At 33.4% G+C, this 25,858-nt stretch carries 24 protein-coding genes; 11 read left to right on the forward strand and 13 right to left on the reverse strand.

The genetic code is table 11. From position 1 onward, the window contains the following. Nucleotides 1-52: 52 nt before the first annotated feature. The 8 genes from FNE73_RS10725 to FNE73_RS10760 form a co-directional block, all read right to left on the reverse strand. Nucleotides 53-2,902 (reverse strand): M16 family metallopeptidase, encoded by a 2,850-nt coding sequence (locus FNE73_RS10725; protein ID WP_143884598.1) that lies wholly within the window; start codon nucleotides 2,900-2,902, stop codon nucleotides 53-55. Between the two features lie 301 nt (nucleotides 2,903-3,203). Next, nucleotides 3,204-3,884 carry a hypothetical protein gene (locus FNE73_RS10730; RefSeq protein ID WP_143884599.1) on the reverse strand — a complete coding sequence of 227 codons (681 nt, stop codon included), beginning with the start codon at nucleotides 3,882-3,884 and terminating at the stop codon, nucleotides 3,204-3,206. 118 nt (nucleotides 3,885-4,002) lie between these two features. After that, nucleotides 4,003-4,950, reverse strand: coding sequence for a T9SS type A sorting domain-containing protein (locus FNE73_RS10735; protein ID WP_185147331.1), 948 nt, complete (start codon nucleotides 4,948-4,950; stop codon nucleotides 4,003-4,005). Nucleotides 4,951-5,111: 161 nt separating this feature from the next. Then, complete coding sequence (locus FNE73_RS10740) at nucleotides 5,112-6,446, reverse strand: trigger factor (RefSeq protein ID WP_143884601.1); 1,335 nt, start codon at nucleotides 6,444-6,446, stop codon at nucleotides 5,112-5,114. Nucleotides 6,447-6,943: 497 nt separating this feature from the next. Then, nucleotides 6,944-8,035, reverse strand: a complete 1,092-nt coding sequence (gene ychF, locus FNE73_RS10745; RefSeq protein WP_143884602.1) for a redox-regulated ATPase YchF — start codon at nucleotides 8,033-8,035, stop codon at nucleotides 6,944-6,946. Between the two features lie 99 nt (nucleotides 8,036-8,134). After that, nucleotides 8,135-10,105: an AAA family ATPase gene (locus tag FNE73_RS10750; RefSeq protein ID WP_143884603.1), complete on the reverse strand. Its 1,971-nt coding sequence runs from the start codon at nucleotides 10,103-10,105 to the stop codon at nucleotides 8,135-8,137. 98 nt (nucleotides 10,106-10,203) lie between these two features. After that, nucleotides 10,204-10,755, reverse strand: a complete 552-nt coding sequence (locus FNE73_RS10755) for a ferritin (RefSeq protein ID WP_143884604.1) — start codon at nucleotides 10,753-10,755, stop codon at nucleotides 10,204-10,206. A 185-nt stretch (nucleotides 10,756-10,940) separates the two neighbouring features. Beyond that, nucleotides 10,941-11,651: a class I SAM-dependent methyltransferase gene (locus tag FNE73_RS10760; protein ID WP_143884605.1), complete on the reverse strand. Its 711-nt coding sequence runs from the start codon at nucleotides 11,649-11,651 to the stop codon at nucleotides 10,941-10,943. A gap of 134 nt (nucleotides 11,652-11,785) precedes the next feature. Between FNE73_RS10760 and FNE73_RS10765 the strand changes: the two genes are divergently transcribed. From FNE73_RS10765 to FNE73_RS10795, 7 genes are all read left to right on the forward strand, one after another. Beyond that, nucleotides 11,786-13,507, forward strand: coding sequence for a cellulase family glycosylhydrolase (locus FNE73_RS10765; protein ID WP_143884606.1), 1,722 nt, complete (start codon nucleotides 11,786-11,788; stop codon nucleotides 13,505-13,507). Between the two features lie 52 nt (nucleotides 13,508-13,559). Then, complete coding sequence (locus FNE73_RS10770; protein WP_143884607.1) at nucleotides 13,560-14,003, forward strand: DUF5362 family protein; 444 nt, start codon at nucleotides 13,560-13,562, stop codon at nucleotides 14,001-14,003. Between the two features lie 84 nt (nucleotides 14,004-14,087). Then, nucleotides 14,088-14,960, forward strand: coding sequence for a class A beta-lactamase, subclass A2 (gene bla, locus FNE73_RS10775; RefSeq protein WP_143884608.1), 873 nt, complete (start codon nucleotides 14,088-14,090; stop codon nucleotides 14,958-14,960). Nucleotides 14,961-14,990: 30 nt separating this feature from the next. Beyond that, nucleotides 14,991-15,413, forward strand: coding sequence for a hypothetical protein (locus FNE73_RS10780; RefSeq protein ID WP_143884609.1), 423 nt, complete (start codon nucleotides 14,991-14,993; stop codon nucleotides 15,411-15,413). Further along, entirely contained in the window at nucleotides 15,413-16,303 is an 891-nt protein-coding gene (locus FNE73_RS10785) for a 3-hydroxybutyryl-CoA dehydrogenase (RefSeq protein ID WP_185147332.1), read from the forward strand. Before FNE73_RS10780 ends, FNE73_RS10785 begins: the two co-directional genes overlap by 1 nt. A 72-nt stretch (nucleotides 16,304-16,375) precedes the next feature. Then, entirely contained in the window at nucleotides 16,376-17,695 is a 1,320-nt protein-coding gene (locus tag FNE73_RS10790; RefSeq protein ID WP_143884611.1) for a hypothetical protein, read from the forward strand. Between the two features lie 37 nt (nucleotides 17,696-17,732). Further along, nucleotides 17,733-17,972 carry a hypothetical protein gene (locus tag FNE73_RS10795; RefSeq protein ID WP_143884612.1) on the forward strand — a complete coding sequence of 80 codons (240 nt, stop codon included), beginning with the start codon at nucleotides 17,733-17,735 and terminating at the stop codon, nucleotides 17,970-17,972. Between the two features lie 48 nt (nucleotides 17,973-18,020). Here FNE73_RS10795 and FNE73_RS10800 read toward each other — a convergent pair whose 3' ends face one another. The 3 genes from FNE73_RS10800 to FNE73_RS10810 all read right to left on the reverse strand — a co-directional run bounded on the left by FNE73_RS10800 (nucleotide 18,021) and on the right by FNE73_RS10810 (nucleotide 21,038). Beyond that, nucleotides 18,021-18,431: an META domain-containing protein gene (locus tag FNE73_RS10800; RefSeq protein ID WP_143884613.1), complete on the reverse strand. Its 411-nt coding sequence runs from the start codon at nucleotides 18,429-18,431 to the stop codon at nucleotides 18,021-18,023. A gap of 190 nt (nucleotides 18,432-18,621) precedes the next feature. After that, nucleotides 18,622-19,446 carry a DUF3298 and DUF4163 domain-containing protein gene (locus FNE73_RS10805; protein WP_143884614.1) on the reverse strand — a complete coding sequence of 275 codons (825 nt, stop codon included), beginning with the start codon at nucleotides 19,444-19,446 and terminating at the stop codon, nucleotides 18,622-18,624. 71 nt (nucleotides 19,447-19,517) lie between these two features. Beyond that, a complete protein-coding gene (locus FNE73_RS10810) occupies nucleotides 19,518-21,038 on the reverse strand; it encodes an NAD(P)H-hydrate dehydratase (protein WP_143884615.1) in 1,521 nt (506 codons plus the stop codon). A 131-nt stretch (nucleotides 21,039-21,169) separates the two neighbouring features. Between FNE73_RS10810 and mscL the strand changes: the two genes are divergently transcribed. Further along, nucleotides 21,170-21,613 carry a large conductance mechanosensitive channel protein MscL gene (gene mscL, locus FNE73_RS10815; protein WP_143884616.1) on the forward strand — a complete coding sequence of 148 codons (444 nt, stop codon included), beginning with the start codon at nucleotides 21,170-21,172 and terminating at the stop codon, nucleotides 21,611-21,613. Between the two features lie 57 nt (nucleotides 21,614-21,670). On the opposite strand, the gene FNE73_RS10820 is transcribed toward mscL, so the two are convergent. Together FNE73_RS10820 and FNE73_RS10825 are read right to left on the reverse strand one after the other, a co-directional pair. Beyond that, complete coding sequence (locus tag FNE73_RS10820) at nucleotides 21,671-22,627, reverse strand: D-2-hydroxyacid dehydrogenase (RefSeq protein ID WP_143884617.1); 957 nt, start codon at nucleotides 22,625-22,627, stop codon at nucleotides 21,671-21,673. 91 nt (nucleotides 22,628-22,718) lie between these two features. Beyond that, nucleotides 22,719-23,120, reverse strand: a complete 402-nt coding sequence (locus FNE73_RS10825) for an LNS2 domain-containing protein (RefSeq protein WP_143884618.1) — start codon at nucleotides 23,118-23,120, stop codon at nucleotides 22,719-22,721. 238 nt (nucleotides 23,121-23,358) lie between these two features. Here FNE73_RS10825 and idi point away from each other — a divergent pair, with 238 nt between their 5' ends. Genes idi through gcvT form a run of 3 tightly spaced genes read left to right on the forward strand, consistent with a single transcriptional unit; the run spans nucleotide 23,359 to nucleotide 25,438 of the window. Next, nucleotides 23,359-23,868 (forward strand): isopentenyl-diphosphate Delta-isomerase, encoded by a 510-nt coding sequence (idi, locus tag FNE73_RS10830; protein ID WP_143884619.1) that lies wholly within the window; start codon nucleotides 23,359-23,361, stop codon nucleotides 23,866-23,868. Between the two features lie 6 nt (nucleotides 23,869-23,874). After that, nucleotides 23,875-24,351 (forward strand): hypothetical protein, encoded by a 477-nt coding sequence (locus FNE73_RS10835; RefSeq protein ID WP_143884620.1) that lies wholly within the window; start codon nucleotides 23,875-23,877, stop codon nucleotides 24,349-24,351. A gap of 10 nt (nucleotides 24,352-24,361) precedes the next feature. After that, nucleotides 24,362-25,438, forward strand: a complete 1,077-nt coding sequence (gene gcvT, locus FNE73_RS10840; RefSeq protein WP_143884621.1) for a glycine cleavage system aminomethyltransferase GcvT — start codon at nucleotides 24,362-24,364, stop codon at nucleotides 25,436-25,438. The last annotated feature ends 420 nt before the right edge of the window (nucleotides 25,439-25,858 follow it).

Genomic DNA, 25,858 nt, shown 5'->3' on the forward strand with positions numbered 1-25,858 from the left:
TTATTGAAGTTTGCAAAGATTTTCGATATAATTAATTACTAATATTCAAAAATTATTTAACAGTTTCCATTTTCTTTTCAGCAGCTTCGCTTTTTGAAGCTTTTTCCCATCCGTCTTCAGGCATTAGTGTAGCAATCACTTTTTCTTTAGTTAAATATTTCTTAGCTACGTTCTGTAAATCTGCAGTTGTGAGATTGGCAAAAGCAGATTCCATGTTTAGGAAACCATACTTATCTCTTCCATCCAATTGTGGCTGAGAGATCTGCCCCAACCAGAAATTATTTTCTTTCAGTCTGGTCTTATAATCATTAAGCTCTCCTTCTTTATATTTGTTGAGATCTTTTTGTTCTGGTCCTTTTTTAATAATTTTATCCAGCTCAGCTAATGCAATCTTTGTCAATTTATCCGCATTTTCAGGACCACAAGGAAACTGCATACTGAAAGAATATGAAGAATAAGGAATTCTGCCCATTCCGCCGTTTGCACTCGTTGTATAAACACCTCCTGCTTCTTCTCTTAACTGTTCAGTTAATTTTATTTTTACCACTCCGCCTAACGCTCTTAGTGCAAGATCTTCTTTTTCATTGTAAGGAGCTTCTCCTGAATAAGTAATCTGAACCATACTTTTAGGATCCTTTCCTTTTTTGTAAGTCTTATTAATTTCTCCTTTCAACTGTCTGTATCCAACATCTTTAAATGTTGTGCTTGTTCCTTTTGTAGGCAGACTTGCAATATATTGTGTCACCAATTGCTTAAGTTCCGCTTCATCAATATTTCCTACAAAATAGAAATGGAAATTACCGGCATTACCAAATTTTTCTTTATAAATATTGTATGCTTTGTTATAATCTGTATTATCCCAATCTTCTTTTAGAGGAATAATATTGGTAAATCTTGGATTTTTCTGGTTCATATACTTCATATGCTCGTTCATGAAATAGAACTGAGGATTTGAAAGCATATTATCTAAGAAAGCAGACTGCTTCGTTCTGAAAGCATTGAAACTTGCCGGATCATTATTAAGCCCCGTGAAATAAGCATACAAAAGCTCCATCATCGCTGCAAAATCTTTTTTGGTGGATCTTCCTGTGAACCCTTCAAATAAACTGCTGATTGTAGGATTTACAGAAACCTGTTTTCCTGCCAAATATCTGGTTACGTCGTTTTGTGTAAATCCGTTAACCCCGGCTTCTGTTAAAGCAGCGAAGGCGTGCTGTGTTTTCAGAACATCAGAATCAGAAAGAAGAGAAGTTCCTCCTAAGCTTCTTGCAGAAAACATAATTTCATCATCTTTAAAATCAGTTTTCTTGTAAGTAACTTTTGCTCCGTTACTTAGGGTAAAAGTTGTAGTTCCTAATTTGCTGTCTGTTTCTGTTTTAGCAATGCTTCCAGTTGACTGGAACGGCTTCACAAGGTTTTTAATGCTTTCTTTTTCCTGATAAGGCTCTATTTTTGCCATTTTCAAATCAGAAAACACTTTCAAAACATCTGCTTCAGCAGGATATTTTATCGTCTCTTTTTTAGGTCCGGTAATAACAATTACTCTACTGTCTTCTTTTACATACTTCTTTAAAACATTATTGGTTTGTTCAAGAGTAATTTTTGGCAGTTCTTTTTTGTACTGTTCGTATTCCCAGGCAATACCAGGAATAGATTCCTTTTCTAAGAAATTTCTTACGTATTCGCCAATCAATCTTCCGCTTTCGGTTTTGTCTCTATTATTGTAAGATTCTTCATATCCTGAAAGTAATTCGGTTTTTGCTCTTTCCAATTCAGATGCAGTAAATCCAAATCTGTTGGCTCTTTCTACCTCTTCCAGCAAAACTTTCAAAGCTTCCAGCTGACCTCCTTCTTTGGTCATAGCATATCCTTGAAACGCCTCCTTGGTTCTTCCCCAAGATCCGCCGTGATAAACATATCCAAAAGTAAACGGAGGATTATTAGATTCCACCATATCATTATAGCGGTTGTTTATCATTGTAGTAACTACATTATCTAAGATACTCTTATTAAAATCTTCCACAGTAAGATCCGGCGTATAATTTTCAGTGTCTTTCATTACAAACTGAACGCTTGAGCCTGTAGCATCGGGATCACTTTCAATAGAAACTAAAGTTTCCTTGTGATTGGGAATTTCAAAAACATTTCGTTTTCTTGGAGACGCAGGATTTTTATATTTACCAAAATTAGCTTTTATCTTCTGCTCGATCTCATCTACATTAATATCTCCTACCACTACCAATGCCATTAGATCCGGACGATACCAATCTTTATGAAATCTTCTCAGTACATCTGGATTAAATTTTTCTAAAATTTCTTTTTTCCCTATTGGAAGCCTTTTTGCATATGCAGAATTATACATCATTTTTGGCAGCCATTTATCCATCATTCTTTTATCTGCACCTAATCCCAAACGAAGTTCTTCCAAAACTACTCCTCTTTCTTTGTTGATCTCTTTGTCGGTAAGAAGCGCATTAAAAGCCCAGTCTTCCATTACTTTAAGACCTGTATCCAGATTACCCGGCTTATCTAAAGGAACGGGGAGCATATAAACTGTTTCATCAAAACTGGTATAGGCATTAAGATGCTGACCAAACTTAATTCCTATGGATTCTAAAGCATCAACCAATTTGTTTCCTGGAAAGTTTTTAGTTCCGTTAAAATTCATGTGCTCCATGAAGTGAGCCAGGCCTTGCTGATCCTCATCTTCCAAAATAGAGCCAGCATCTATAGCAAGGCGCATTTCTACTTTTTTTTCAGGCTTTACATTTTTTTTAATATAAAACTTCATTCCGTTGGGAAGAGTACCCGTTCTCACAGAGGGATCCATCGGTATGTTCTGTGCAAAAGCACTAGCCGACATCACTACAATGGCGACTGCAGACAAAAACATTTTTTTCATAGATGTTTATTATTTATTTTATGGTTTAAATATACTATTCACTTAACGAAGAAATAATAACAATATTATATTCAAATTGAATATGTAATTTTAGTTGTTATATAAAGAGAGAGATAAATTCAGAAACAGAATGTTCTAATGTAGACTGTAAGGTATTTTTTCATCATTTATTAATTTCAGACAAAAATAGAACAATCTTAAACAAACTAACGGTTTGTTTATAGTTAAATATTAGTTAAAGTACCTTAAATAATAAAAAAACCGGAATAAATCCGGTTATATTATGTTAAATTAATAATTTTCATTTAAAGTCTGTTTCACTTACTCCTGAGTTCAGGGTTACTTTGTTGGTTTTAATAACTACTTTCTGACCGCCGCCTTCTGCTTCAATTACTTCGGGAAACTTTATGCCATCAACACTGATATAACTCTTGATTACAGCACTGCTTTGCGCATTAACTGTTTTGTAAAGCAGACCTGTAGAACTATCAAAGTAAAGCTTAGTTCCATTAGAAATCAAAACATTATAGTCTTTACCTTCTGATGATTCTGAAGCTGCAGTATATTTTGAAGCTTCAAAGCCCAGCGCATCAATTGTTCTTCCCTTTTTCAGTTCCAAAATCCTGTCAGAGGTAAAGTCCATTCTTTGTCCTGTCTGATTAGAATATCCTTTTTCCCCATCAAATACACTTACAATTTCTCTCCCCATAATGGTCTGCACAGACTTAAATTTATTGCCCATCTTTTTAGTAACCGAGCTGATTTCTACGCCCTGAGTAGAAATCATATCCTCGCTGATGGAAGATTTTACAGATTCAAGTTTAGATTTACCGCCTACCGCTTCAATATATTTATCTATAATCTGTTGTGGTGCAAGCTGATATTCTGTTTTTACAACTGTTATATCAGTTTCTGTACAATTTGCACTCATAGTTGAAGACATCAATACTGCACAGAAAAATGGAATGATTATCTTTTTCATTTTAAAATTTTAAGAGTAAATATATGAAATAATGATTTATAAGCTCAATCTGAACATCAAAAAAGCCTTAAGAACATCCTAAGGCTTCAGATAATAATATTAGAATATGGAAATAATGTTATTCTTTGATGAATTTTGTTGTCTTTGTGTTCCCGTCTCTGTCTATCATTTGTAAGATATAATTCCCTTTGGAAAAGCTGCTTACATTAAGATGTGTAGTTTCGGAAGTATTTTTTTGTGAATATATTTTTTGACCCACCATATTAAAGACATTAAGCTCTACCACATCACGGGAAGATTTTATGTACACAAAATCTTTTGCCGGGTTAGGATAAATTGATAAAGAATCATCCAATTCTACAGACTTAACACCAAGTGCATCTAAAGCATTAATTTTAACATACGAAAAATTTGCATTAGCCACACTTCCTGTTGACTGTAACCAGCATGCACTGAAAAGTGTTCCGTATCCTGCAGAAGAAGTTCCGGCAGCATGAGTGGAAGCAGAGCTTCCGTCACTTCCTGTATGTCGGATTTCTATTAAAAGATTGGTTCCGGTATACAGATAGGGAGTATCAAAAACGATGTCAAAAGTAAAATTATTAGGATTTCCTCCGGCAGTTAACGATCCCGCCGGAATTACAAGGCTTCCTGAGCGAACCTGGGTTTGGGTTCCAACCACATTGGCTGCAAAATTAAGCTGTCTGTTAGCCGGATCTACACTGTTGCTCAGATAAATCTGATAATCCGAAAACGTAGTATTAGTTGCAGGCCATGGATTTGATACAGTTGTTGGCAGCCGAAACGAAATTGAAGTGATGTATTTACCCGAAAGTGTGGTAAGCTGTGAATCATCAATTAATAACTGATTGCTTCTTGTACTGTTGGCAAGTGGTCCTAAAAATGCGCCAGTAACAAAGTTTTCAGGGACAACTTTAGAATTTTGAGCAAATGCATTTCCTGACGTAAAAAGAAGTATGAAAAAACAAATAAGCAAATTATATTGCTTGACCGCAAAAGTAAAATTGTTTTTTTGTGAATTAAAAATAAGTAAAGGTTTAATCATAATGTGAAGTTTTTTATAATCAGTAAGATACAAAAAAATATTAATATTATGCATTGCATTCAAAATCACACATAGGTGTAAAAGATATATGCTGAAACCTGCTTCATAGAACAAAAAAACCTCCGAAAATTTCGGAGGCTGATATTATATATGTAGAAAAATTATTTCTTTAATTCTTCTAAAAACTCGTCATGAGAGATCTGAGTTTCTTTTTTTGTAGCTTTTTCAAGAATTACATCTTTCAATTTAGTCATCGCAACTTCAGAAGAAATCTGTCTTACCTGCTCCTGATCTTTTAACATTTCAACAGCATATTTTTGAATTTCTTCATCTCCTAAATGATGAATTCCGTAAATTGCCAATTGATTTTTCACCAATTGCTCTGCCTGAGCCAAAACATCAGCATAATCCAGCTGAATTTCGTTCTCACTCATCAGTTTACCTTCAATGATCTGATATTTTAACTGGTTTTTCTCAGCAGCAAGAATTTCTTTCGCCTGATCTTCATTCTGGATGTTCTGATTAGAAAATAATAACCATTTTACCAGAAAATCTTCAGGAAGCTTTACTTCTTCTTTTTCAGAAACCTGCTCAAGAATTTTGTTTACAAAATGTACATCTGCATTTTGCTGAAAATATTCATCCAATTCAGATTTTACTTTTTCTTTAAGCTCTTCTTCAGTTTTGATGTTTCCTTCACCATAAACTTTATCAAACAATTCCTGATTAAGCTCTGCAAGGTTCAAAGAATAAAAATCTTTTACTTTTACCTCAACCTCAGCATGGTGTAAATGTTCAGCTTCTTCTTTAGAAAATCCTAATTCTTTTGCTAAAGTTTCATCACCTGTAAGTGTTTCTTTAGAAACTTTTACAGACTCATCCATTTTCAATGACTTCACCAGCTTGAAAGCTGCTTTGTTTTCAGCAGTAATCGTAGCCATTTTCGGAGCGTGATTATGCTCTCCTTCTGCGCCTTTTTCAACTACCTGAGTAATTTCTAAAGAAACATAAGAGTCTTTTGTAATTTTGTCTTGAGGAACCTGCTCAGCAAAACGTTTCTGCATGTTTTCAATACTCTTGCTGATTTCTTTTTCAGAAGCTTCTACTTTATAGTGTGGCGCTTCATATTTAGAAAGATCGATAGAAAATTCAGGCTCGAAACCTACTTCAAAAGCCACTTCCAGTTTCTCTGCATTATGATTAAAATCATTTACAGGCTGCGGAACCGGCTGACCAACCAATCTCAACTTATTTTCGTTGATATAATTGTTCAAAGCATCAGAAACCTGCTTGTTGATCTCTTCAAATGCAATACCTGCTTCATATTGCTTTCTTACCATACTTAAAGGCACTTTTCCTTTTCTGAAACCAGGAACCTGTGCGTTTTTCGCATAGTTAATCAATTGTTTTTCTACTTTATCTTTGTAGTCAGATTTTTCTAATGTAACTGTAAGCAATGCACTTACATCATCATGATTTTGAGCTGTAACGTTCATTATCGATTAAAATTTTAGGTTGCAAAAATATGAATTTTTTATTAAAATAAGTCATTCATTTTATTATAATAAGTTAAAATACGGCTCTGCACTAAAAAACAGTTGGTAAAACCTTTGTAAACACAATTATTATGATACTTCTACTTTTTAAAATCACATACATTCAGGTGTAAATTCATCCGAGAACTATAACATTGTGTGTTTCTTAAAATGAAGGTATTCCTAAATTTTTTGAATTTTGATTTAATTTAAAATAAAATTGATTATCCTTTATTAATCATAATGCTTTATTAAACATAAAAGGATCACTAAGATTCTTTTATATATAAACAATTCTTTATTTCGCAAAAGCGTTTGACTTCATCGAACCTTAGATCCACTCAGCAAAGAACTCAAAATGTTTCAGTCATGATAAGTTATGGACAATCATTAAAAAAAAACGCTCCCAAATTCATGGAAGCGTATTTAAAATATTATATAACTAACTTTTAATATTTTTAAACATTAAATCTGAAATGCATAATATCACCGTCCTGCACGATGTATTCTTTACCTTCTACGGAAAGTTTTCCGGCTTCTTTTACTTTTGCTTCTGAACCGTAATTCACGTAATCATTATACTTAATAACTTCTGCACGGATAAAACCTTTTTCAAAATCGGTATGAATAACGCCTGCAGCTTGAGGAGCCGTCCAACCCTGCCCGATCGTCCAGGCTCTAACTTCTTTTACACCCGCCGTAAAATACGTCTGAAGCTTTAGCAAATCATAAGCTTTTCTTATCAAACGATTAACTCCGGGTTCTGTAAGACCTAATTCGTCAAGAAAAATTTCTCTTTCTTCATAGGTTTCCAGTTCGTTGATATCGGCTTCAATCTGAGCTGCCAAAACAACAGTTTCAGCACCTTCATTTTTTGCCATTTCTTCAATCTTCCCAACCCACTCGTTTCCGTTCTTTATAGAATTTTCATCCACATTACAAACATACAACACCGGCTTGTTAGTCAAAAGCTGAACATCGCCAATGATAGATTTTGTCAGATCATCAACTGCAAATTCTCTTGCATTTCTACCGTCTTCAAGATGTTTTTGTAACTTTTGAAGTGTTTCATAAGTCAGAATATCTTCTTTTTTTCCGGATTTGATAAACTTCTTTGCTTTTTCAACAGCTTTTCCCACTGTTTCCATGTCTTTCAGCTGAAGTTCAATATCTATAATTTCTTTATCTCTTAACGGATCTACAGAGCCTTCAACATGCACAATATTTCCGTTATCAAAACATCTTAAAACATGGATAATCGCCTCACACTCACGAATATTGGCAAGAAACTGATTTCCCAAACCTTCTCCTTTACTGGCCCCTTTCACAAGACCTGCAATATCTACAATCTCTACAACGGCAGGCAAAACTCTTTCAGGATTTACCAGCTTTTCAAGTTCGAATAATCTATGATCCGGTACAGAAACCGTTCCTAAATTCGGCTCGATGGTACAGAAAGGATAATTCGCCGATTGTGCTTTAGCATTGCTCAAGCAGTTAAAAAGAGTTGATTTACCTACATTCGGTAAGCCTACGATTCCACATTTCATAACGTTAGATTCAAAGTTTGGGTTTAAAGTTTAAGGCTGTTTTTACCTTTCGCTTTCAGCGTGCAAATATAGTTATTTTGCGGCGTATTAAAAAATGATTTACTTATAATTGGATTTTTGGATGAAGTTGTACATTTCATGAGTAATAGAAACAATTTTATCATTGTCTTTAAAATCATCCCAAGTGATTTCTTCTTTTTCTGTCAATTCTAAAACTTTATAACTTACTTCAGACTTATTCATCAAAGTTCCTTCAGCTTTATCCCAAATTTTATTTAATTCAGGAACATTTGCTTTAATATTTTTCAAGAGTTTTCCAATATATGAATCTTTATAAGTTTCTTCCTTTTTCCTTTTTAGAGAATTCGATATTAGATTCTGAATTCTTTCAATTTCTTCTTTTGTTTTTACTTTTCTTTTGTTACAAAAATGAATTAAGATTTTATCCCAGACTTTAAACGGTAATACATTTTCTATTTCTTTATAATCTTTAGTAGTTTGATAAATAAAATTTTCATTTTCATCTGCTATCTGCTGATAAATTTGATGTTTATTATCCTTGTATTCACCGTCATAATCAGAAATCAAGAATATCTTATTATTAATTGAAAAAGCATTAATTTTTTCTTTCAATTCTTCTTCATCAAAATTATAGTGGTCAATATTACTTCCAGCATATTCAATAAAAGCAAATTCAATATCTTCTTTGGGATAAGTAATCTTTTTATCTCTACAGTATGCCTTCAAAAATGCTTTCAGATAATTGCGGTCGGAAATTCCTTCAACCCAAATTGAACAGTTTGCAAGAAACACTGAAGAATTAGTAACTCCTAAATATTGTAGTGCGGAATTATCTCCATGATTAACATTTTTTATTACAAACTTATCCTTATTAACCTTATTAAAAAGGAAAACAGAGACATCGTCCTTTTCAATGGTAAGATCCAAAAAGTGATTGGAATGTGTAGAAATAAAATAAGTTAGATTTTTTTCTTTTAGGAATGGGTTTGTGGTAATTTGCTCTAAAAATAAGCGCTGCATTCCGGGATGAAGATTTATTTCCGGTTCATCAATAAAAATTAGACTGTCGTTCTCACAAGTATAAATTTTATACATCAAAATAAACAATGCCTGAATCCCATCCCCTAATTGATGCAAATCATTACTTTCTCCATCTATATACACATTAATTATTTCTGAATCATCTTTACCATCATGCTTATCATAAATATTAAATTTTGCAACAATTTCTATTTTCTTATTTTGGAAAAAATTTTCTGACAGAAATTCTTCAAATTTTTCGAAAGATTCTCTTTTCTCTTTTATATCGTTTCTGGTGTTGACAATTTGATAATATAAATCTAAACCTGTGAAAATTTCAATCTTTTCATCTGATTTTAATTTATGAGTATGGGAAATTGTTTGTTTAAATATATCTTTTGAAATTTTTGAGTAATTATCATCATCTTTACTTTCAAAAAGAGAATGGGCAGTTCTTAAAGTTGGTAAGAAAATATTTTTAACATTTCCAATTTTATTATTTAATATCTCACTCAGTTTATTATTTAATTGATTTAAATAATAAAAATTATCAGATGATATTTGTTTGCCTATTAAACTAGAATAATTACTTAATACAGCATTGGAAAAATACCTCACATGAAAGTTTAAAACACTATTATTATGGTTCAAAATTTTGTTTACGATTCTTAACGATAACCTTTCTGAAAAATCAAAAAGTATAAACTGTATTTGATTATCTTGTAAAATATTTTTAAACTCTGATGTAAATGGATTGTCATTACGTAAAAAGAATCCTTTGAACGCAATAGAATTAAGAAATTCATTATATTTTATAGCTAATTTTTGAATTTTATCTATGTCAAAAATTTGATATTCAAGGTTAGTGAATAGATTTCTAATAAACCTGCTTTTACCACTATTATTTGCTCCTATGAAAAGATTAATATTAGAGGAATCTCGCAAGAAATTAAGTGCAGAATTGTTTTCATTAAAATAACTTTCAAAACCATTTTTGCTTGGGAAGATAATATCGAACTTCTCACTCATAATTTTTAGTTTTTTCCAAAAATACCAAAAGTAAATCACAAAAAAAATCTGCCAAGAATTTTGACAGATTTTCAGAAATAATTTTAATATTGTTATCTTTAAGGATTGTCTCCTGTTGCATCCTGCGCCAAAGGAACATCATTGGGTGCAGATTCCAGTGCTTTGTCTAATGTAAATAATGATTCGTTAGATGCCTGATCACCTCCTGCAATTTTCAGCTTATCAATAAGATCTTGGGCTAAAGTTTCTTCTTCGATCTGTTCCTGCACAAACCACTGCATAAAGTTCCATGTTGCCCAGTCTTTTTCATCCAGTGCTCTGTCAACCAATTTATAAATAGACGTCGTATTATCAACCTCATGCCTGAAAACATTGTCGAAACATTCCGTTAGAGACTGCGGATCATCGGGAGGAGCCGGAATCATATCAACTTTTGGTTTTCCGCCACGGTTAAGGACATATTCCATAAATTTTATAGAATGGTTTCTTTCCTCCTGCGCATGACGGTACAGAAAATTAGCAATTCCCTGATATCCTTTGTCATCTGCCCATATTCCGTAAGATAAAAATGTGTGGGAAGCATGAATTTCTTTATTCATCTGATCACTCAGTGCTTTTTCCATTGCAGGTGAAAGTCTGTTGGTATTCATAATTGTATATTTTATTGTGATTATGATTAAAAATACAAAAATGATTCCCTGAAGGTAATTTTAACGAAAATTTAAACATCAGTAGAAATAATCATCTATATTACAGATAATTACGAATATAATTTATAGTTAGTCTAAAATAAAAAAGCGAATATCAGTTTAGTCAGTAAAACAATGAAAACAGATTATTTATTTCTTTTTATTAGTTTAGCCAAGTACGAATCATCATCCTGTGCCAGCTTCTCTATTATAAAGCCATTATTTTCAGCAGCATTTTTTAAAGTATTAAAATCAAGATAAAGCCATTTTATAGGATCTTCTGACTGACCTTTGTAATGAACAATGTAATCTAGTTCTCCGTAATAGCCTTCAGCGGGAATATAAACTCCGCCATCTTCATCCTCATCAAACATATAAAGAATATCTGTGCTGTCGATCAATATTTGTCCGCTGTTATTGAGCAGCAAATGAAGCTTCTGAAGGTAAATATCAATTACTTTCAGACTTTGAAAAATTCCGGTTCCGTTCATTAGCAGAAGAATAGTATCGTATGTTTCTCCTGAAAATTCAAGCATATTCTTCGCAACAGCGTGTTTAATTCCTCTCAGTCTGCAAACCTCAACTGATTTTGGCGAAATATCTAATGCAGTAACCTCTAAATTTCTTTCATTCTGAAGATATAATGAATGCGAACCCGCTCCAGCTCCGATGTCCAGTATCTTTCCTGAAGATAATTGCAAAGCTTTTTTTTCGATTGTATTCATCATTTCAAAGTCTCTGAAAAGATATGCTACCGGAAGTTCATCCAGTTCAGAAATTGAGGTTTCAGTCTGCAGATCTTCAGGATTTTCATTGTGAAAATAATCCCATATTGCCTGTCCCATTAAATCTTTCATAAATAAATATATAATCTGCAAAGATAATAATGTATCGTTTCATTGATTTTAATTTCAAACAAAATATTTTAAATATATTTGTAATTATCTAAAATTCTAAAAAATAACAATCACCCAATTTTAAACAAATTACTATGAAACAGAGCATTCTTATATCCGCTTTTTTATTGTCTCAATTTGGGACATCACAGATGCTAAAAACCCAAAATCAGAAAATCATCGATGATAAAGGAAATAATATACAGCTTAGAGGTCTCGGGCTTGGCGGTTGGATGCTGCAGGAAGGTTACATGCTGAAAACAGCTGATTTTGCAGGTCCACAGTACAAAATCAAAGAAAAAATTTCCGAACTTATTGGTGAAGATGGAATGAACAGATTTTACAAAACTTATCTGGATAACGGTATTACCGAAGAAGACATAAAATTCCTCGCTGAAACAGGCTTTAACTCTGTGAGGCTGCCTATGCATTATAATCTTTACACACTGCCAATTGAGAAAGAACCTGTAAAAGGGCAAAATACCTGGATCGACGAAGGATTCCTAATGACAGATCGCTTACTTCAATGGTGTAAAAACAATAAAATATATCTTATTCTGGATCTTCATGCTGCTCCGGGAGGACAGGGAAATGATGTCAATATTTCTGACAACGACAAAAGCAAGCCATCACTTTGGGAAAACGAAGAAAATCAGAAAAAAACAATTGCCCTTTGGAAGAAATTAGCAGAACGCTACAAAGATGAGCCATGGATAGGCGGCTACGACCTGATTAATGAACCCAATATCAACTTTACTGGTAAAAATCCAAACGGAACTGATGAAATGTCGAATGCTCCGCTTTGGAAACTGCAAAAAGAAATTACAGAAGCAATACGATCTGTAGACAAAAAACACATTATTTTTCTGGAAGGAAACGGATGGGGCAACAACTATAACGGTCTTACTGAACTTTGGGACGACAACCTTGTATTCAGCTTTCATAAATACTGGAATAATAATGATGATGCAACTCTGAAATTTATTTTAGATTTAAGAGAAAAATACGATATCCCTGTCTGGCTCGGTGAAACCGGGGAAAACTCAAATGTGTGGTTTACACAGCTTATTGAGCTGCTGAATAAACACAATATAGGCTATGCTTTCTGGCCGATGAAAAAGATTGATAATATTGCCGGGATCACCAACGTGAAAATTACTCCGGAATATCAGAAACTTTTAGACTACTGGAAAAACGGCGGCAAAAAACCTACAAAAGAATTTTCTGAAAAAGCTTTGATGCAAATTGCTCAAAACTATAAATTCAGTAATGTGGAAATCAAAAAAGATGTGATAGATGCGATGTTCAGACAAACCAATGAAAATTCAACAAAGCCATTCAAGCTTCACCGTATTCCGGGAAAAGTATCTGCTGTAGATTACGATCTCGGAAAAATAGGATTTGCCTATGATGATAAAGACTTTATTAATCTTTGGGTGAGTGACCCCGAGAAAAGATCTGAATGGAATTCCGGAAACCAGCTAAGAAATGATGGTGTTGACATTTACAAGACAAACAACAATATCTATTATGTAAGTAAAACTGAAAAAGATGAATGGCTTCAATACACTATTCAGTCGAACACTGACAAAAAATATAATATTTCCTTGCAGTATTCTGCCATAAAAGATTCTGAAATAGTCATTGAAGATGACAACGGAAAACAAATAACAGCAATAAAATTACCATCAACCGGAGGATATGAAAACTGGAAAACAACTTCTGCCAAACAAATCAATATCAGAAAAGGAGAAAATAAAATCAGACTAAGATTTGGAAATGACGGCATCAATTTAAGCTATTTCGAGCTGAACTAAACCCAGATTTTATCATTTGATGAAATTTCAATTACTTTGCCGAAAAATTTACATGGAAACAAAATCACCCTTTGAACAGTTTGAAGAATTAAAAATTGACCGAATCAGCAAGGAGTTTCTTGCGGAAGCAGCAAAATGGACCGCATTTCTGGCAATTTTAGGATTTATCGGAATTGGCTTTTTTGTACTTGTTGCCTTGATTATGATGTTCGCAGGCTCTACATTAAGCATGGGTCCTATGGTCGGCAGCATGGGAATCGGTCTGGTATATTTAATTATAGCGGGCTTTTATTTTATACCTATTAATTACCTGTATAAATTCTCAAGCAATATGAAAAACGCTCTCAGAAATAACAATCAGTCTGCGCTTACCAATGCATTTGAATACTTAAAATCTCATTACAAATTTATCGGCATTCTGACTCTGATTTTAATTTCGTTTTACGTTATGCTGTTTATCTGGTTAATGCTGACTACAGTTGGAAGTCATTTCTAATTTTTTTATATTTGATTATCATACGACTGTCTCAAAAAACGAAATATTTTACTTTTGAGACAGTTTCTTTTTTAAATTAACAAAATGAAGAAAATTAAATTTCTATTCCTGCTTATTTCGACAGTTATTTTTGCTCAGCAATCTGTTTTAGACCAAAAAATAAGCACCATTATTAAGGGTAAAAAAGCTACAGTCGGGGTTGCTGTATTGAGCTTTGAAGATAATTTCCGGTATAATAAAAATGCCAATAAAAAACTGCCCATGCTCAGTGTCTTTAAATTCCATATTGCGGCAGCGGTTTTAGATTGGGTAGATCAGGGAAAACTGTCTTTAGATCAGAAAATTTTCATTACAAAAAAAGATTTGCTGGAGGATACCTGGTCGCCCATCCGCGAAAAATTCCCAAATGGAAATGTCGAAATGAGTCTTGATGAAATGATTTACTACACCGTAGCATGGAGTGATAATAATGGTTGTGATATACTTCTAAGATTGATCGGCGGTACAGAAACTGTACAAAAATTGATGGATTCTAAAGGCGTGAAAAATTTCCGGATCAAAAATAATGAAGAGCAGATGCACAAAGGAATACAATATTTGTACGAAAATTATACAACTCCGAATTCTTTGGCTCAGCTCTACAAAGATTTTTATCAGGGCAAAATTTTATCTGAAAAATCAACAGAATATTTATACAATATTATGCTCAACACCGAGACCGGAACCAATAAACTGAAAGAACAGCTTCCAAAAAAAGTAATTGCTCACAAAACGGGATCCTCAGGAAAAACAGGAAATCTGACAGTAGCTGAAAATGACTCGGGAATTGTGACTCTTCCGAATGGCAATCATTACTCAATTGTCGTTTTTATCAGTGACTCTACTGAATCTGAAGTGGTAAACTGCAAAATGGTTTCAGATATTTCAAAAACAGTCTGGGATTATTTTAATAAGTAAAATTTAAAGCTTAATTTTAAAACCATAAAAATGAAGAAAACTTTTTTGATATTAAGCTTACTCTGTTTTGGGTTTTTCTTTGCCCAAAAAAGCGAAAACTATCTCGAAATCAGCTATAATAGTATATGCTGCGGAACTCCTCCTACAGATCCGGTGATAAATTATATATCAATTTTTCAGAAAAAAAATAAAACCAAACCCTTTGAAATCTTTCGTCAATCAGGTTTAGGGCGAGAAGGCGAATTTAAGCTGTTTGTAGGCACAGATCATCTGTCTCCAAAGATGAAAACAAAATTTACTTCAGGTCTGCAGGATGTTATAAACTCTCAAAACAAAGCCAGCAGCAAGACCAACAAAGGCAAAATTGATTTCAACAGTTCTGAAACTGTGAAAAAAGCAGCTTTATTAAACATTGATAATTTAATTATATATAAAAAAGAACAATCAAAATGATCAAAAACATCGTAGTTATCGGAGCAGGAACCATGGGAAATGGTATTGCACATACTTTTGCACAGAGCGGATTTAGTGTAAATCTTGTAGATGTTTCTCAGGATGCCTTAGACAGAGGATTGAAAACCATTACCACCAATCTCGACAGAATAATTGCAAAGGGAAACCTTACCGAAGAACAAAAAGCAGAAACGCTTGGAAACATCAAGACTTTTACAGAACTGAAGGATGCTGTAACCAATGCCGATCTTATTGTGGAAGCAGCAACAGAAAACCAGGATCTGAAGCTTAAAATCTTCGGTCAGATGGATGAGTTTGCTCCGGAAAACTGTATTCTGGCAACCAACACGTCTTCTATTTCTATTACGAAAATTGCGGCAGCAACCAAAAGAGCTGATAAAGTAATCGGAATGCATTTTATGAATCCTGTTCCGATCATGAAGCTTGTAGAAATCATCAAAGGCTATTCTACATCCAAAGAAACTTTTGATGCTATATATACCATGAGCAAAACTTTGGGGAAAGTGCCTGTAGAAGTAAACGATTATCCGGGATTTGTTGCCAACAGAATTCTGATGCCGATGATTAACGAATCTATTGAAACTTTATACAACGGTGTTGCCGGAGTTGAGGAAATTGATACGGTAATGAAATTGGGAATGGCTCATCCGATGGGACCGCTTCAGTTGGCAGATTTTATTGGTCTGGATGTGTGTCTTGCAATATTAAATGTAATGTATGACGGTTTCAAAAATCCTAAATACGCTCCGAACCCACTTTTGGTGAATATGGTGATGGCAGGAAAATTAGGTGTGAAATCAGGGGACGGTTTTTACGACTATTCTGAAAGCAAAAAAGCAGAAAAAGTGGCAAAAATGTTTGCAAAATAATTTTTAAGTTGTGAATTATAAGTTATAAATTTAGGCTCTAAATCTGCAATCTATAACCTAACAACCGCAACCTTGATAAAATTTAAAGAAAAAAATATTCAGATATTATTGGTCATCATCACTGTTTTGATGACCATTTTTCGTTTTCTGCTCAATGAGAAGGGACGCACAAGTCCCGATTCTATCCGTTTTATGCGGTTTGCAAATGTATTTCCGACCATTGATAATACGACAACGCCTTTAGGCTATCCTTTAAGCATCCGTTTTTTTACAATATTTGGATTTGATGAGTTCTGGAGCAGCAAAATTGTGGGATTGACGGCTTTGGCGGCAATTCTGATTTTTGCTTACAGGAAAAACTTTTTTTTCAGAGAAGCACTTATTGTATGTTCATTATTCAGTTTTGTATCTATTTTTTCCTTTACCATGAGCGAAGCTTTGATTCTGCCTTTCGTTGTGTGGTTTCTGTATATTTCGTCACAAATTATTGCAGGAAATTTAGAAAAAGGCAAAGCAGTTTTTTATCTTTCATTAAGTTTAATTTTACTTTACAACATAAGATACAGCTCACTTTTCATCATTGGCGGAACCGGATTGTTCGGTTTGGTTTTCCTGAAAAGAAAATATGCATCTGCATTTATCATTTCCGGAATTACAGGAGGCATTTTCGTTGTTCTATATAAATTGCTTTTCATTGATTATTTTAATGAAAACTATGTGAAAGATTTTCTGGAAATAGGTCTGCATCCTACTTCAAAACTTCTGAAAGAATTGTTCTTCGGACTTTGTACGACATTCAATCCCTTCATTCATATGTCAGATCCGAATGGCGGTATCATTAATTACGGAATTTATGGATTAGGGGCATTCAGTATTCTTTTCATGATCCTTCTTTTCATTAAAACAAAACTTAGCGAAATAGAAGTTTTTTTCATTTTCATTGGAGTTTTTGGAATTATATGTTCCTTTTTCATACAGTATTTTTATTCTGTAAATGCAATAGATTATCGTTTGCTGGTTCCTTTCAGTACGCCTTTATGGCTGTTATACTGTAGAAAGGTATTTCAGGTTTACGGTTTAAAAACGTATGCTGTAGGATTTTTAAGTTTATGTTCAGGCTTGTTTTTTACACTTCTTTCCAAAGGAAATTACCTTGAAAACAGAAGAGAAATCAAAAACTTTCTGGTAAGTGAAAAACTTGATAACAAACCGATAAAATTTTATATGGAAACCATGGAAGACCTGGAAAAGATACAGGTTGCAGAGCTGATAAGCACCGTGAATGCTAATGTAGAACTTACCTTCAAGCCGCAGGATACGCTTCGTAAAAATACGTTAACAAGGTATAAAGTTTTACAAAAAATTAAGATTGACAAGAATAAATACCAATAATTTTATCTATCTTTGATGAAGTTTAAACATTAAAAAAATGAAGTTACCAAAGTTTTTATTAGCAGATAATTCAGACTTTCCTGAAGATTTGTTTGTAGTACACACAGAATATCCAAGATTTATCTTAAATGTTGAAGAAGAAGAAGTTGAATGGCTTGATGATCTTGAAGGAGACGACGAAGAGACCATGGCAGACGAAGCTACAAAAGTAGTGGAAGCAGCATTCAAATGGTGCGACGAAGAGTTGGCTAAGTACGACGAAGAAGAGGAAGATTAATATTTTCATAAAAAAAGGAACTCAGCTGAGTTCCTTTTTTATTGTTCATTATTCCGATTTGTTGAATTTCAACAGCAAAAGGCTATCCTGATACAATTCTAATGTATTTCCGGAAACAACATACTTATTGGTTTTCTGAAGCATATCCAGGAAATTTTTCTCAACAGACATATTATCGCAAGCCATTTTCGTAGATCCTACTCCCGAAGTTTCAAATTTACCCGAAACGGTATCCATCATTACGCCGCCGAAAAAACGGTTACAGCCGGAATTTCCGTTGATCTTAGCTCCTTCGATATTTAAAGTTGGAGCCTGCCCTCTCACATTATCTGCTAAAGTCCACTTGGTGTTGGCAATAGAAGGTTGCTCTTTACCAACTTTTGCTGAAGATGTATTTTTCATTGTTCCGCAAGATGCCAAAACGGCAAATGTACATACACTTAAAAAAAGATTTTTCATTTTAAACTTTTTATTATTTCTTGTCAGTTGGGCTTTATTGCTTTAAATAAAACCATTTTATCCTTGGATAAAAATCAAATTTACGTAATTTATATTGATTAATTCATGCTGAATATACATTCATTCCATAAAAATCTAGAGTATATCCTAATTTAATTTCAATAATGATCATTCAATTAAGCAGAGTCAATCATTTTTTAACCCTGCCTTCAAATTGAGGACTGATTGTACCTTTCAGATCTTCCCACGAAACCGGAATCACAATATCTCCTGCCGCAAATGCTGCAATTTCGTAAGGACTGTAATGGAAATAAAGATTTTTATCGTCAAAATAAAAATTATCATTTGCAGGAATTACATCTTCCAAAAGCATATCAGAATTTTTCATAGTTTCCTGTCCTGAAGTGATTCCGCTTGGAATTTTATCAATGTTTTTCTTTAAAAGTTCTTCCAATTTTGTCTTTTCTATAGTAGTAATATCCTTCAACTGAACTTTTTTATTGTTTTTAAGATCAAACACTCTTTCAGAAAAACCATAATTTCCGTGTGCACCGCCTTCATATGAGCTGAATAAATATTCAATCTGAAGGAAATCCTCGGAAATAGATTTCAGTTTCATATAAGAACCTGTTTCCCAAGTTTGAGGATTGGGTAAATCTCCCATCCAGTCTGTATTTTTATTTTTAAGCGAAGAAAAATAATCTTGTTTATCTTTTTCAAGAAAAATTTTCAAACCCTGCCGGGAAAAATCGGTAATTCCATTTTTATAATAGTAAATACTGTCTAGAAGTGCTTTGTCTTTTATAGATGGAAAAACCAGTATTTTAGCTTCGTATTTCACCGATAACTTCTCATTCATTTTCACAGAATCTTTTACCAGAACAGAATCAACAACAAACTGATCATTTTTAATTTCTGTCTGAACTTCTTTTCCTGCATTTTCAGAATTATTTTTTTTGCAGGCAGTAAAAAAAATTACTGAAGAGAGAGCTGCAAAGGCAATTGTTTTTTTCATGTTATTTTATTTGGGGGATTAAATGCAAAAATCATTCATCTTTATCACTTTGTAAACTTTATATAGCATCATTACGTTCCAAAGAAAAGCTTTCTTTTATTAAGTTCCAGAAAAACATTTCCCAATTCCTGAATTACGTTGCTTGGCTGCATAGATTCTTTTGAATATTTTTCAGCAGCGAAATCTGCGCTTTTACCATGAAGCCAGACTCCTAAAACAGCCGCTTCTTCGGAAGAATATTTTTGAGCCAAAAGTGAAGTAATAATACCTGTAAGAATATCTCCGCTGCCGCCTTTTGCCAAACCAGAATTTCCGGTAATATTATAATAAACCCTTCCTTCCGGCGTAATAATCTGGGTGTGATGATCTTTCAGAACTATAATAATTTTCAACTCAGAGGCTTTCTTCCGGGCTAAACTTAATCTTTCAAATGAATTTTTCGTATTGCCAAAAAGTCTTTCAAATTCTTTCGGATGCGGCGTGATGATTGATTTTTCAGGAATCAGATCCAAACGATTTTTTTCCTTTGAAATAATATTCAATGCATCTGCATCCAACACCAGAGGAGAATGATAACTTTCAAGAAATATCAAAAGAGATTTTTCCGTAGCATCTTCAGTTCCTAGACCGGGACCAATTCCATAAACCGTATTTTCCTGTATTTCAATCCGGGAAATAACTTTTTCACCACCATTGATAAACATAGCTTCCGGACAGCTCGTCTGTAATATATCATAACCGCAATCCGGAGCTAAAACAAATGTAAGTCCGGAACCTGCATTTAAAGCTGATTTTACGGCTAAAACAACCGCTCCCATTTTACCATAACTTCCTCCTGCAATGACGGATTTACCATAATTTCCTTTATGGGAAAAATGATTTCTCGGTTTAAATATTTTTGTGATCAATTCATCATCTATCACAAAATTATCACTTTGAGTGGTCTCCAGAAACTTCTGATCCAGTTTTATATCCAAAACAACCACTTTTCCTGCATAAGAACCAGTTTCAGGATGCAAAAAAGATTTTTTCCAGCATTGAAATGTCAATGTAACATCAGCTTTAAAAATAATATCATCCGTATCATTCATTTGATCTGCAAACATTCCGGACGGAATATCTACCGATATTTTAGGATTTTTCTTTTTGTTTAAATTTTCGACAAGTTTTTGATTTCTGCCATCCAGCTTTCTTGACAGTCCGATCCCGAAAAGTGCATCAATTATGACTGTATTTTCGTCATACCTTAATCTCTCTATTTCAACAAAATCTCGTAAAGAAATCCCTGAAATTTCTTTCAGTCTTTTAAAGTTGATCAATGTCTCATTTGAAAAGCTTTGATTTTGCCTGTCAAAAAAAACGTCTACATCAAAACCTTTCAAATAAAGCATTCTTGCAATTGCAAATCCATCACCGCCATTATTGCCATTGCCGCAGAAAACATAGAATTTTGCACAATGCTTTGCATTTTGTTCTATCCACTCCACACAGCCTGCAGCGGCTCTTTCCATTAAATTAACTGATGAAACAGGCTCGTTTTCTATGGTAAAATGATCTGCTAATCTGATTTTGTCAGTAGTAAAAATTTTCACGGGATTCGTTTTTAATAAATTTAACTATAAATGTTTAAAAACACTAAATCATTAATGCAAAAAAATACCCAAACAAGATTATATTATTATTTTAATTGATATTTTTGTTTAAACAATTAAAAAAAACAATTATGGGATTTGTAAAAGAATTTAAAGAATTTGCTATCAAAGGAAATGCGTTTGATCTTGCGGTAGGTGTAATTATCGGCGGGGCTTTTGGAAAAATCGTAACCAGTGTTATTGATGATTTAATCATGCCTATAGTAGCAGCAATAGCCGGAAAACCAGATTTTAGCAGTATTTATTTCGCAATGGGTAAAGGCTCCGAAAATATACCTGCAGGATCCACACTAGCCAAAGCAAAAGAGATTGCTCCTGATGCTGCTATCTTTGCGTATGGAAATTTCATTACCGTAGCAATTAATTTTCTACTTCTTGCACTCGTTGTTTTCATACTTGTAAAAACAATCAATAAAATAAGAAAAGCCGAAGCTGAAACACCGGCCGAACCTGCTGCACCTACAGCTACAGAACAATTACTTGCAGAAATTCGTGATGAATTAAAGAAAAAATAGATACTATAATTAAAAAATCCGCCATAATTTTACAATTATGGCGGATTTTATTTTGTATTACATTTGCAAAATACTGGAAATCTGATCGGCTAAAGAAAGTCCGATTCTATCTTGAGCCTCAAGTGTTGAAGCACCTGTATGAGGTGTCACGGAAATTTTCGGATGAGAAATGATTTGTTTAGAAGGTGTAGGTTCGTTAATGAAAACATCCAATCCTGCAAATCTTACTTTACCTGAATCTAAAGCTTCTAATAATGCCTCTTCATCTATCACTCCACCTCTTGAACAATTGATAATCGAAACACCATCTTTCATCATATCAAATTCATTTTTAGAAATCATATAACCGTTTTTCTGAGCAGGTACATGAAGCGTTATAAAGTCCGCATGCTTCAATACATCCTGTAAAGGTTCCGTCTCAATATCTACATTAATATACTGATTATTATAAAAAGTTACTTTTATGCTGGCTTTTCCGATCATGTTATCGGCAGCAATCACTCTCATGCCCAATCCTAATGCTATTTTTGCTACTTCCTGACCGATTCTTCCCATTCCGATAATCCCAATTGTTTTACCCTTCAGTTCGATTCCCGCAGCATAGGATTTTTTCAGTGATGCAAATTCTGTATCTCCTACCAAAGGCATTTTTCTGTTAGAATCCTGTAAAAATCTTGCTCCGGAAAACAGATGTGCAAAAACAAGCTCGGCGACCGATTCTGAAGATGCAGCAGGCGTATTGATGACATGGATTCCTTTTTCTCTTGCATAATCTACATCAATATTATCCATTCCAACTCCGCCACGTCCAATGATTTCTAAAGAAGGGCAATTGTCTATAATATCTTTTCTTACCTGAGTGGCACTTCTTACTAAAAGAGTACGGATCTTATTTTCATTAATATAATTTAAAAGAAACTCTTGTGGAACTTTTTGAGTGATTACTTCAAATCCTTTTTCAGTTAGTGCATCTATTCCTGACTGATCTAAACCGTCATTTGCCAAAACCTTCATAAATAAAATATCTTGTTTAAAAGTTGAAAAATTCAAAAATTAATATAAAGTAAAATTCTTTAAATGAATCTTCAAATCTTTTTAATTTTGTTTAATCTTTAAAAACCTCAATGGTTACTTGCTTCTCAACCAAATCTGTAAATTTTCCTTTGTATCGTGTTGCTCTTACGAGATGATTATCAATCCAGTGATAGTTTCCGCCTCTTGGCTTCCCGCACAAAACACTGTGATATTTAAAGCCGTGCTTATCAAGCCAGTCAATAGTTATTTGTTTTAAGTTTTCTGTCCGTGAGGTAAAAAAGCAAATTTGATGACCTTCGTCATACCACTTATTAATAGTTTCGAGAGCATCGTAATATGGTTCGCAGGTAACCATTCTTTCCGGCTCTTCATTGGGTACATCGTCCGTAATTGTTCCGTCTATGTCAATGAGATAATTTTTAATTCCGTCTTTCAGAATTGGACTGATGTGCTCAATATATTCTAATTCCATCGTTGTAATTTTAAAGCGCAAAGTTACGTTTTAGGATTCAAACAACTTTATTAATTGCTGTTTATGTTAAAAATTTAACGTAAAAAGCAATTAAAAGATAATAATGATGAATATTTTATTGCATTTTTCACAATTAAGCTTATTTTTTTCATCTTTATATAAAATAATATTTTCACAAATCATAAAAAAACTAAACATTTATTTTACAAAATCATGTATTAAGCCTAAATTTGTAGGAATGGAAGAAATGGTAGTATTAGTAAACGCAAACGATGAAGTTTTAGGACTTATGGAAAAGCAGCAGGCACATATTAATGGTTTGCTTCATCGTGCATTTTCGGTATTTTTATTTAACGAAAAGGGCGAAATGCTTTTACAGAAACGTGCTGCCGGAAAATATCATTCACCTTTGAGATGGACAAATGCGGTATGTTCCCATCCAAGAGCCGGAGAAAGCTATCTGGAAGGTGCCAAAAGAAGACTGAAAGAAGAGTTGGGAATTGATGCAGATATTTCGCAAAAATTTCAATTTATTTACAAAGCTGATGTCGGAAACGGATTATGGGAGCATGAACTTGATCATGTTTTTACAGGAATTTACTGTGCTGATTTTAATCTTAACAAAGCTGAAGTAGAAGAAGTGCGCTACATCTCATTAGAAAACTTAGATAAAGAAATTGCAGAAACTCCTGAGCATTTTACAGAATGGTTTAAAATAATTCTTCAGGAATATAAATATCATTTTTAAAAACACATGAAAAAATTATTTTTATTAATCACTTTTTTATACAACATTGCTTCATTTTCACAAAAAATAAAAACTGAACTTTACGATAGTGAAAATTATTCTATAGAAACTCCTGACACATGGAAACTGACTAATGATGAGGGAATTATAAATATTTTTCCTACAAGTCAGATTGGAGCAATTACCATTTCCGAATACCATGATCTGGATTTACCAAAGACAGAGGTGAAAAAATTTATTCTCGCATTGTATCAATCTGAGGATGATGAAAAAAAAGTAAAAAATACCGGCAATAAAAAAGGGTTTACAGAATATCAGTATGAATATTTAGATGAAAAAGAAAAAATCTTCTGGGTTACAAAAGTCTATCAGAAAAATAAGGAACTGTACCTTATAACCATCAATTGCCAACAAAAACACTGGAACGGAAATTACATGAAGCTTTTTAACGAGGCTTTTGAAAGTTTTAAAATAAAAAAATAAATATTTACATATGAAAAAAACAGCTTTATATGATAAGCACGTTTCTTTGGGAGCGAAAATAGTACCTTTTGCAGGTTTTGAGATGCCTGTACAATATTCTGGAGTAACAGAAGAACACTTTGCCGTAAGAGAAAAAGCAGGATTATTTGACGTTTCCCACATGGGACAGTTTTTTATTGAAGGAGCTGGTGCAAAAGATCTTTTGCAGTATGTAACCACCAATAATATAAATGTTCTTGAAAACGGAAAAGCTCAATACTCTTGTCTTCCGAACGAAAACGGAGGTATTGTGGATGATCTTATCGTTTACAAAATGGATGATGAAAAATACTTTGTTGTAGTAAATGCTTCCAACATTGATAAAGATTGGGATCACATTTCAAAATTCAACACTTTTGGTGCTGTAATGACCAATGCTTCAGATGAAATGTCTCTGTTAGCAGTTCAGGGACCGAAAGCCACTGAAATTTTGCAGAAATTAACTGAAACAAATCTTTCTGAAATTCCATACTACAATTTTACTGTTGGTTCTGTTGCCGGCGTAAATGATGTAATTATCTCAAATACAGGATACACAGGAAGTGGCGGTTTTGAAATTTATTTTAAAAACGAATCAGCAGAAAAACTGTGGGATGCTATTATAGAAGCAGGATCTGAAGAGGGAATTATACCATGCGGATTAGCGGCAAGAGATACTTTAAGGCTTGAAAAAGGTTTTTGTCTATATGGAAATGACATTGATGATACAACTTCGCCAATTGAAGCAGGATTAGGATGGATTACTAAATTTGACAAAGATTTTATATCAAAAGAAACTTTTGCTAAACAAAAAGAAGAAGGAATAAACAGAAAACTTGTAGGTTTTGAATTAACTGACAAAGGTGTTCCAAGACATGATTACCCTGTTGTAGATGCAGAAGGGAATATAATCGGAAAAGTAACTTCCGGTACACAATCTCCAATGAAAAAGATTGGTTTAGGGATTGCTTATGTGGATAAACCTCACTTTAAGATAGGATCTGAAATATTTATTCAGGTAAGAAACAAAAACATTCCAGCAAAAGTTGTTAAAATGCCGTTTGTTTAGGAATTTATTTTTTCTATTATATATAAACAACCGCTTTGTCATCAAGGCGGTTTTTTTGGGGATTAATACTGTTTTTGAGTGTTTATACTACTTGACTAAAGAATGTAATTTCAGATAAATCTTAGCTACAGAAAACGTCCAATAATATATTACTTAATCTCATTCTGATTAAAAGGCTCGTATAAATTTTAAATTAGCTTCTTAAACTTCACTAAATCTTGGTTTAAACTTTTGGAAGATTTGTCCGTTTCCGGCAGTATCCTGCTGTTTTAAACAGTTTTGAACAGGATAATAGAACAAAGAAGAAGGAAAAGAGAAGGAAAGAAGGAAGAAAAAGGGCATAAAAAAACCTCATACATTTGTGTATGAGGTTTGAATAAAAACTGGCGGCGACCTACTCTCCCGCTTGTCGCAGTACCA

The organism is Chryseobacterium binzhouense (assembly GCF_007474545.1).
Lineage (GTDB): Bacteria > Bacteroidota > Bacteroidia > Flavobacteriales > Weeksellaceae > Chryseobacterium > Chryseobacterium binzhouense.

What these genes read in the sequence shown, in the direction of transcription:
- FNE73_RS10730 (WP_143884599.1), bottom strand. Translation starts at nt 3,884, where the DNA reads ATGAAAAAGATAATCATTCCATTTTTCTGTGCAGTATTGATGTCTTCA.
- FNE73_RS10770 (WP_143884607.1), top strand. Translation starts at nt 13,560, where the DNA reads ATGGAAACAAAATCACCCTTTGAACAGTTTGAAGAATTAAAAATTGAC.
- FNE73_RS10800 (WP_143884613.1), bottom strand. Translation starts at nt 18,431, where the DNA reads ATGAAAAATCTTTTTTTAAGTGTATGTACATTTGCCGTTTTGGCATCT.
- idi (WP_143884619.1), top strand. Translation starts at nt 23,359, where the DNA reads ATGGAAGAAATGGTAGTATTAGTAAACGCAAACGATGAAGTTTTAGGA.
- gcvT (WP_143884621.1), top strand. Translation starts at nt 24,362, where the DNA reads ATGAAAAAAACAGCTTTATATGATAAGCACGTTTCTTTGGGAGCGAAA.
- FNE73_RS10820 (WP_143884617.1), bottom strand. Translation starts at nt 22,627, where the DNA reads ATGAAGGTTTTGGCAAATGACGGTTTAGATCAGTCAGGAATAGATGCA.
- FNE73_RS10825 (WP_143884618.1), bottom strand. Translation starts at nt 23,120, where the DNA reads ATGGAATTAGAATATATTGAGCACATCAGTCCAATTCTGAAAGACGGA.
- FNE73_RS10760 (WP_143884605.1), bottom strand. Translation starts at nt 11,651, where the DNA reads ATGAAAGATTTAATGGGACAGGCAATATGGGATTATTTTCACAATGAA.
- mscL (WP_143884616.1), top strand. Translation starts at nt 21,170, where the DNA reads ATGGGATTTGTAAAAGAATTTAAAGAATTTGCTATCAAAGGAAATGCG.
- FNE73_RS10750 (WP_143884603.1), bottom strand. Translation starts at nt 10,105, where the DNA reads ATGAGTGAGAAGTTCGATATTATCTTCCCAAGCAAAAATGGTTTTGAA.
- ychF (WP_143884602.1), bottom strand. Translation starts at nt 8,035, where the DNA reads ATGAAATGTGGAATCGTAGGCTTACCGAATGTAGGTAAATCAACTCTT.
- FNE73_RS10765 (WP_143884606.1), top strand. Translation starts at nt 11,786, where the DNA reads ATGAAACAGAGCATTCTTATATCCGCTTTTTTATTGTCTCAATTTGGG.
- FNE73_RS10835 (WP_143884620.1), top strand. Translation starts at nt 23,875, where the DNA reads ATGAAAAAATTATTTTTATTAATCACTTTTTTATACAACATTGCTTCA.
- FNE73_RS10740 (WP_143884601.1), bottom strand. Translation starts at nt 6,446, where the DNA reads ATGAACGTTACAGCTCAAAATCATGATGATGTAAGTGCATTGCTTACA.
- bla (WP_143884608.1), top strand. Translation starts at nt 14,088, where the DNA reads ATGAAGAAAATTAAATTTCTATTCCTGCTTATTTCGACAGTTATTTTT.
- FNE73_RS10795 (WP_143884612.1), top strand. Translation starts at nt 17,733, where the DNA reads ATGAAGTTACCAAAGTTTTTATTAGCAGATAATTCAGACTTTCCTGAA.
- FNE73_RS10805 (WP_143884614.1), bottom strand. Translation starts at nt 19,446, where the DNA reads ATGAAAAAAACAATTGCCTTTGCAGCTCTCTCTTCAGTAATTTTTTTT.
- FNE73_RS10780 (WP_143884609.1), top strand. Translation starts at nt 14,991, where the DNA reads ATGAAGAAAACTTTTTTGATATTAAGCTTACTCTGTTTTGGGTTTTTC.
- FNE73_RS10755 (WP_143884604.1), bottom strand. Translation starts at nt 10,755, where the DNA reads ATGAATACCAACAGACTTTCACCTGCAATGGAAAAAGCACTGAGTGAT.
- FNE73_RS10725 (WP_143884598.1), bottom strand. Translation starts at nt 2,902, where the DNA reads ATGAAAAAAATGTTTTTGTCTGCAGTCGCCATTGTAGTGATGTCGGCT.
- FNE73_RS10735 (WP_185147331.1), bottom strand. Translation starts at nt 4,950, where the DNA reads ATGATTAAACCTTTACTTATTTTTAATTCACAAAAAAACAATTTTACT.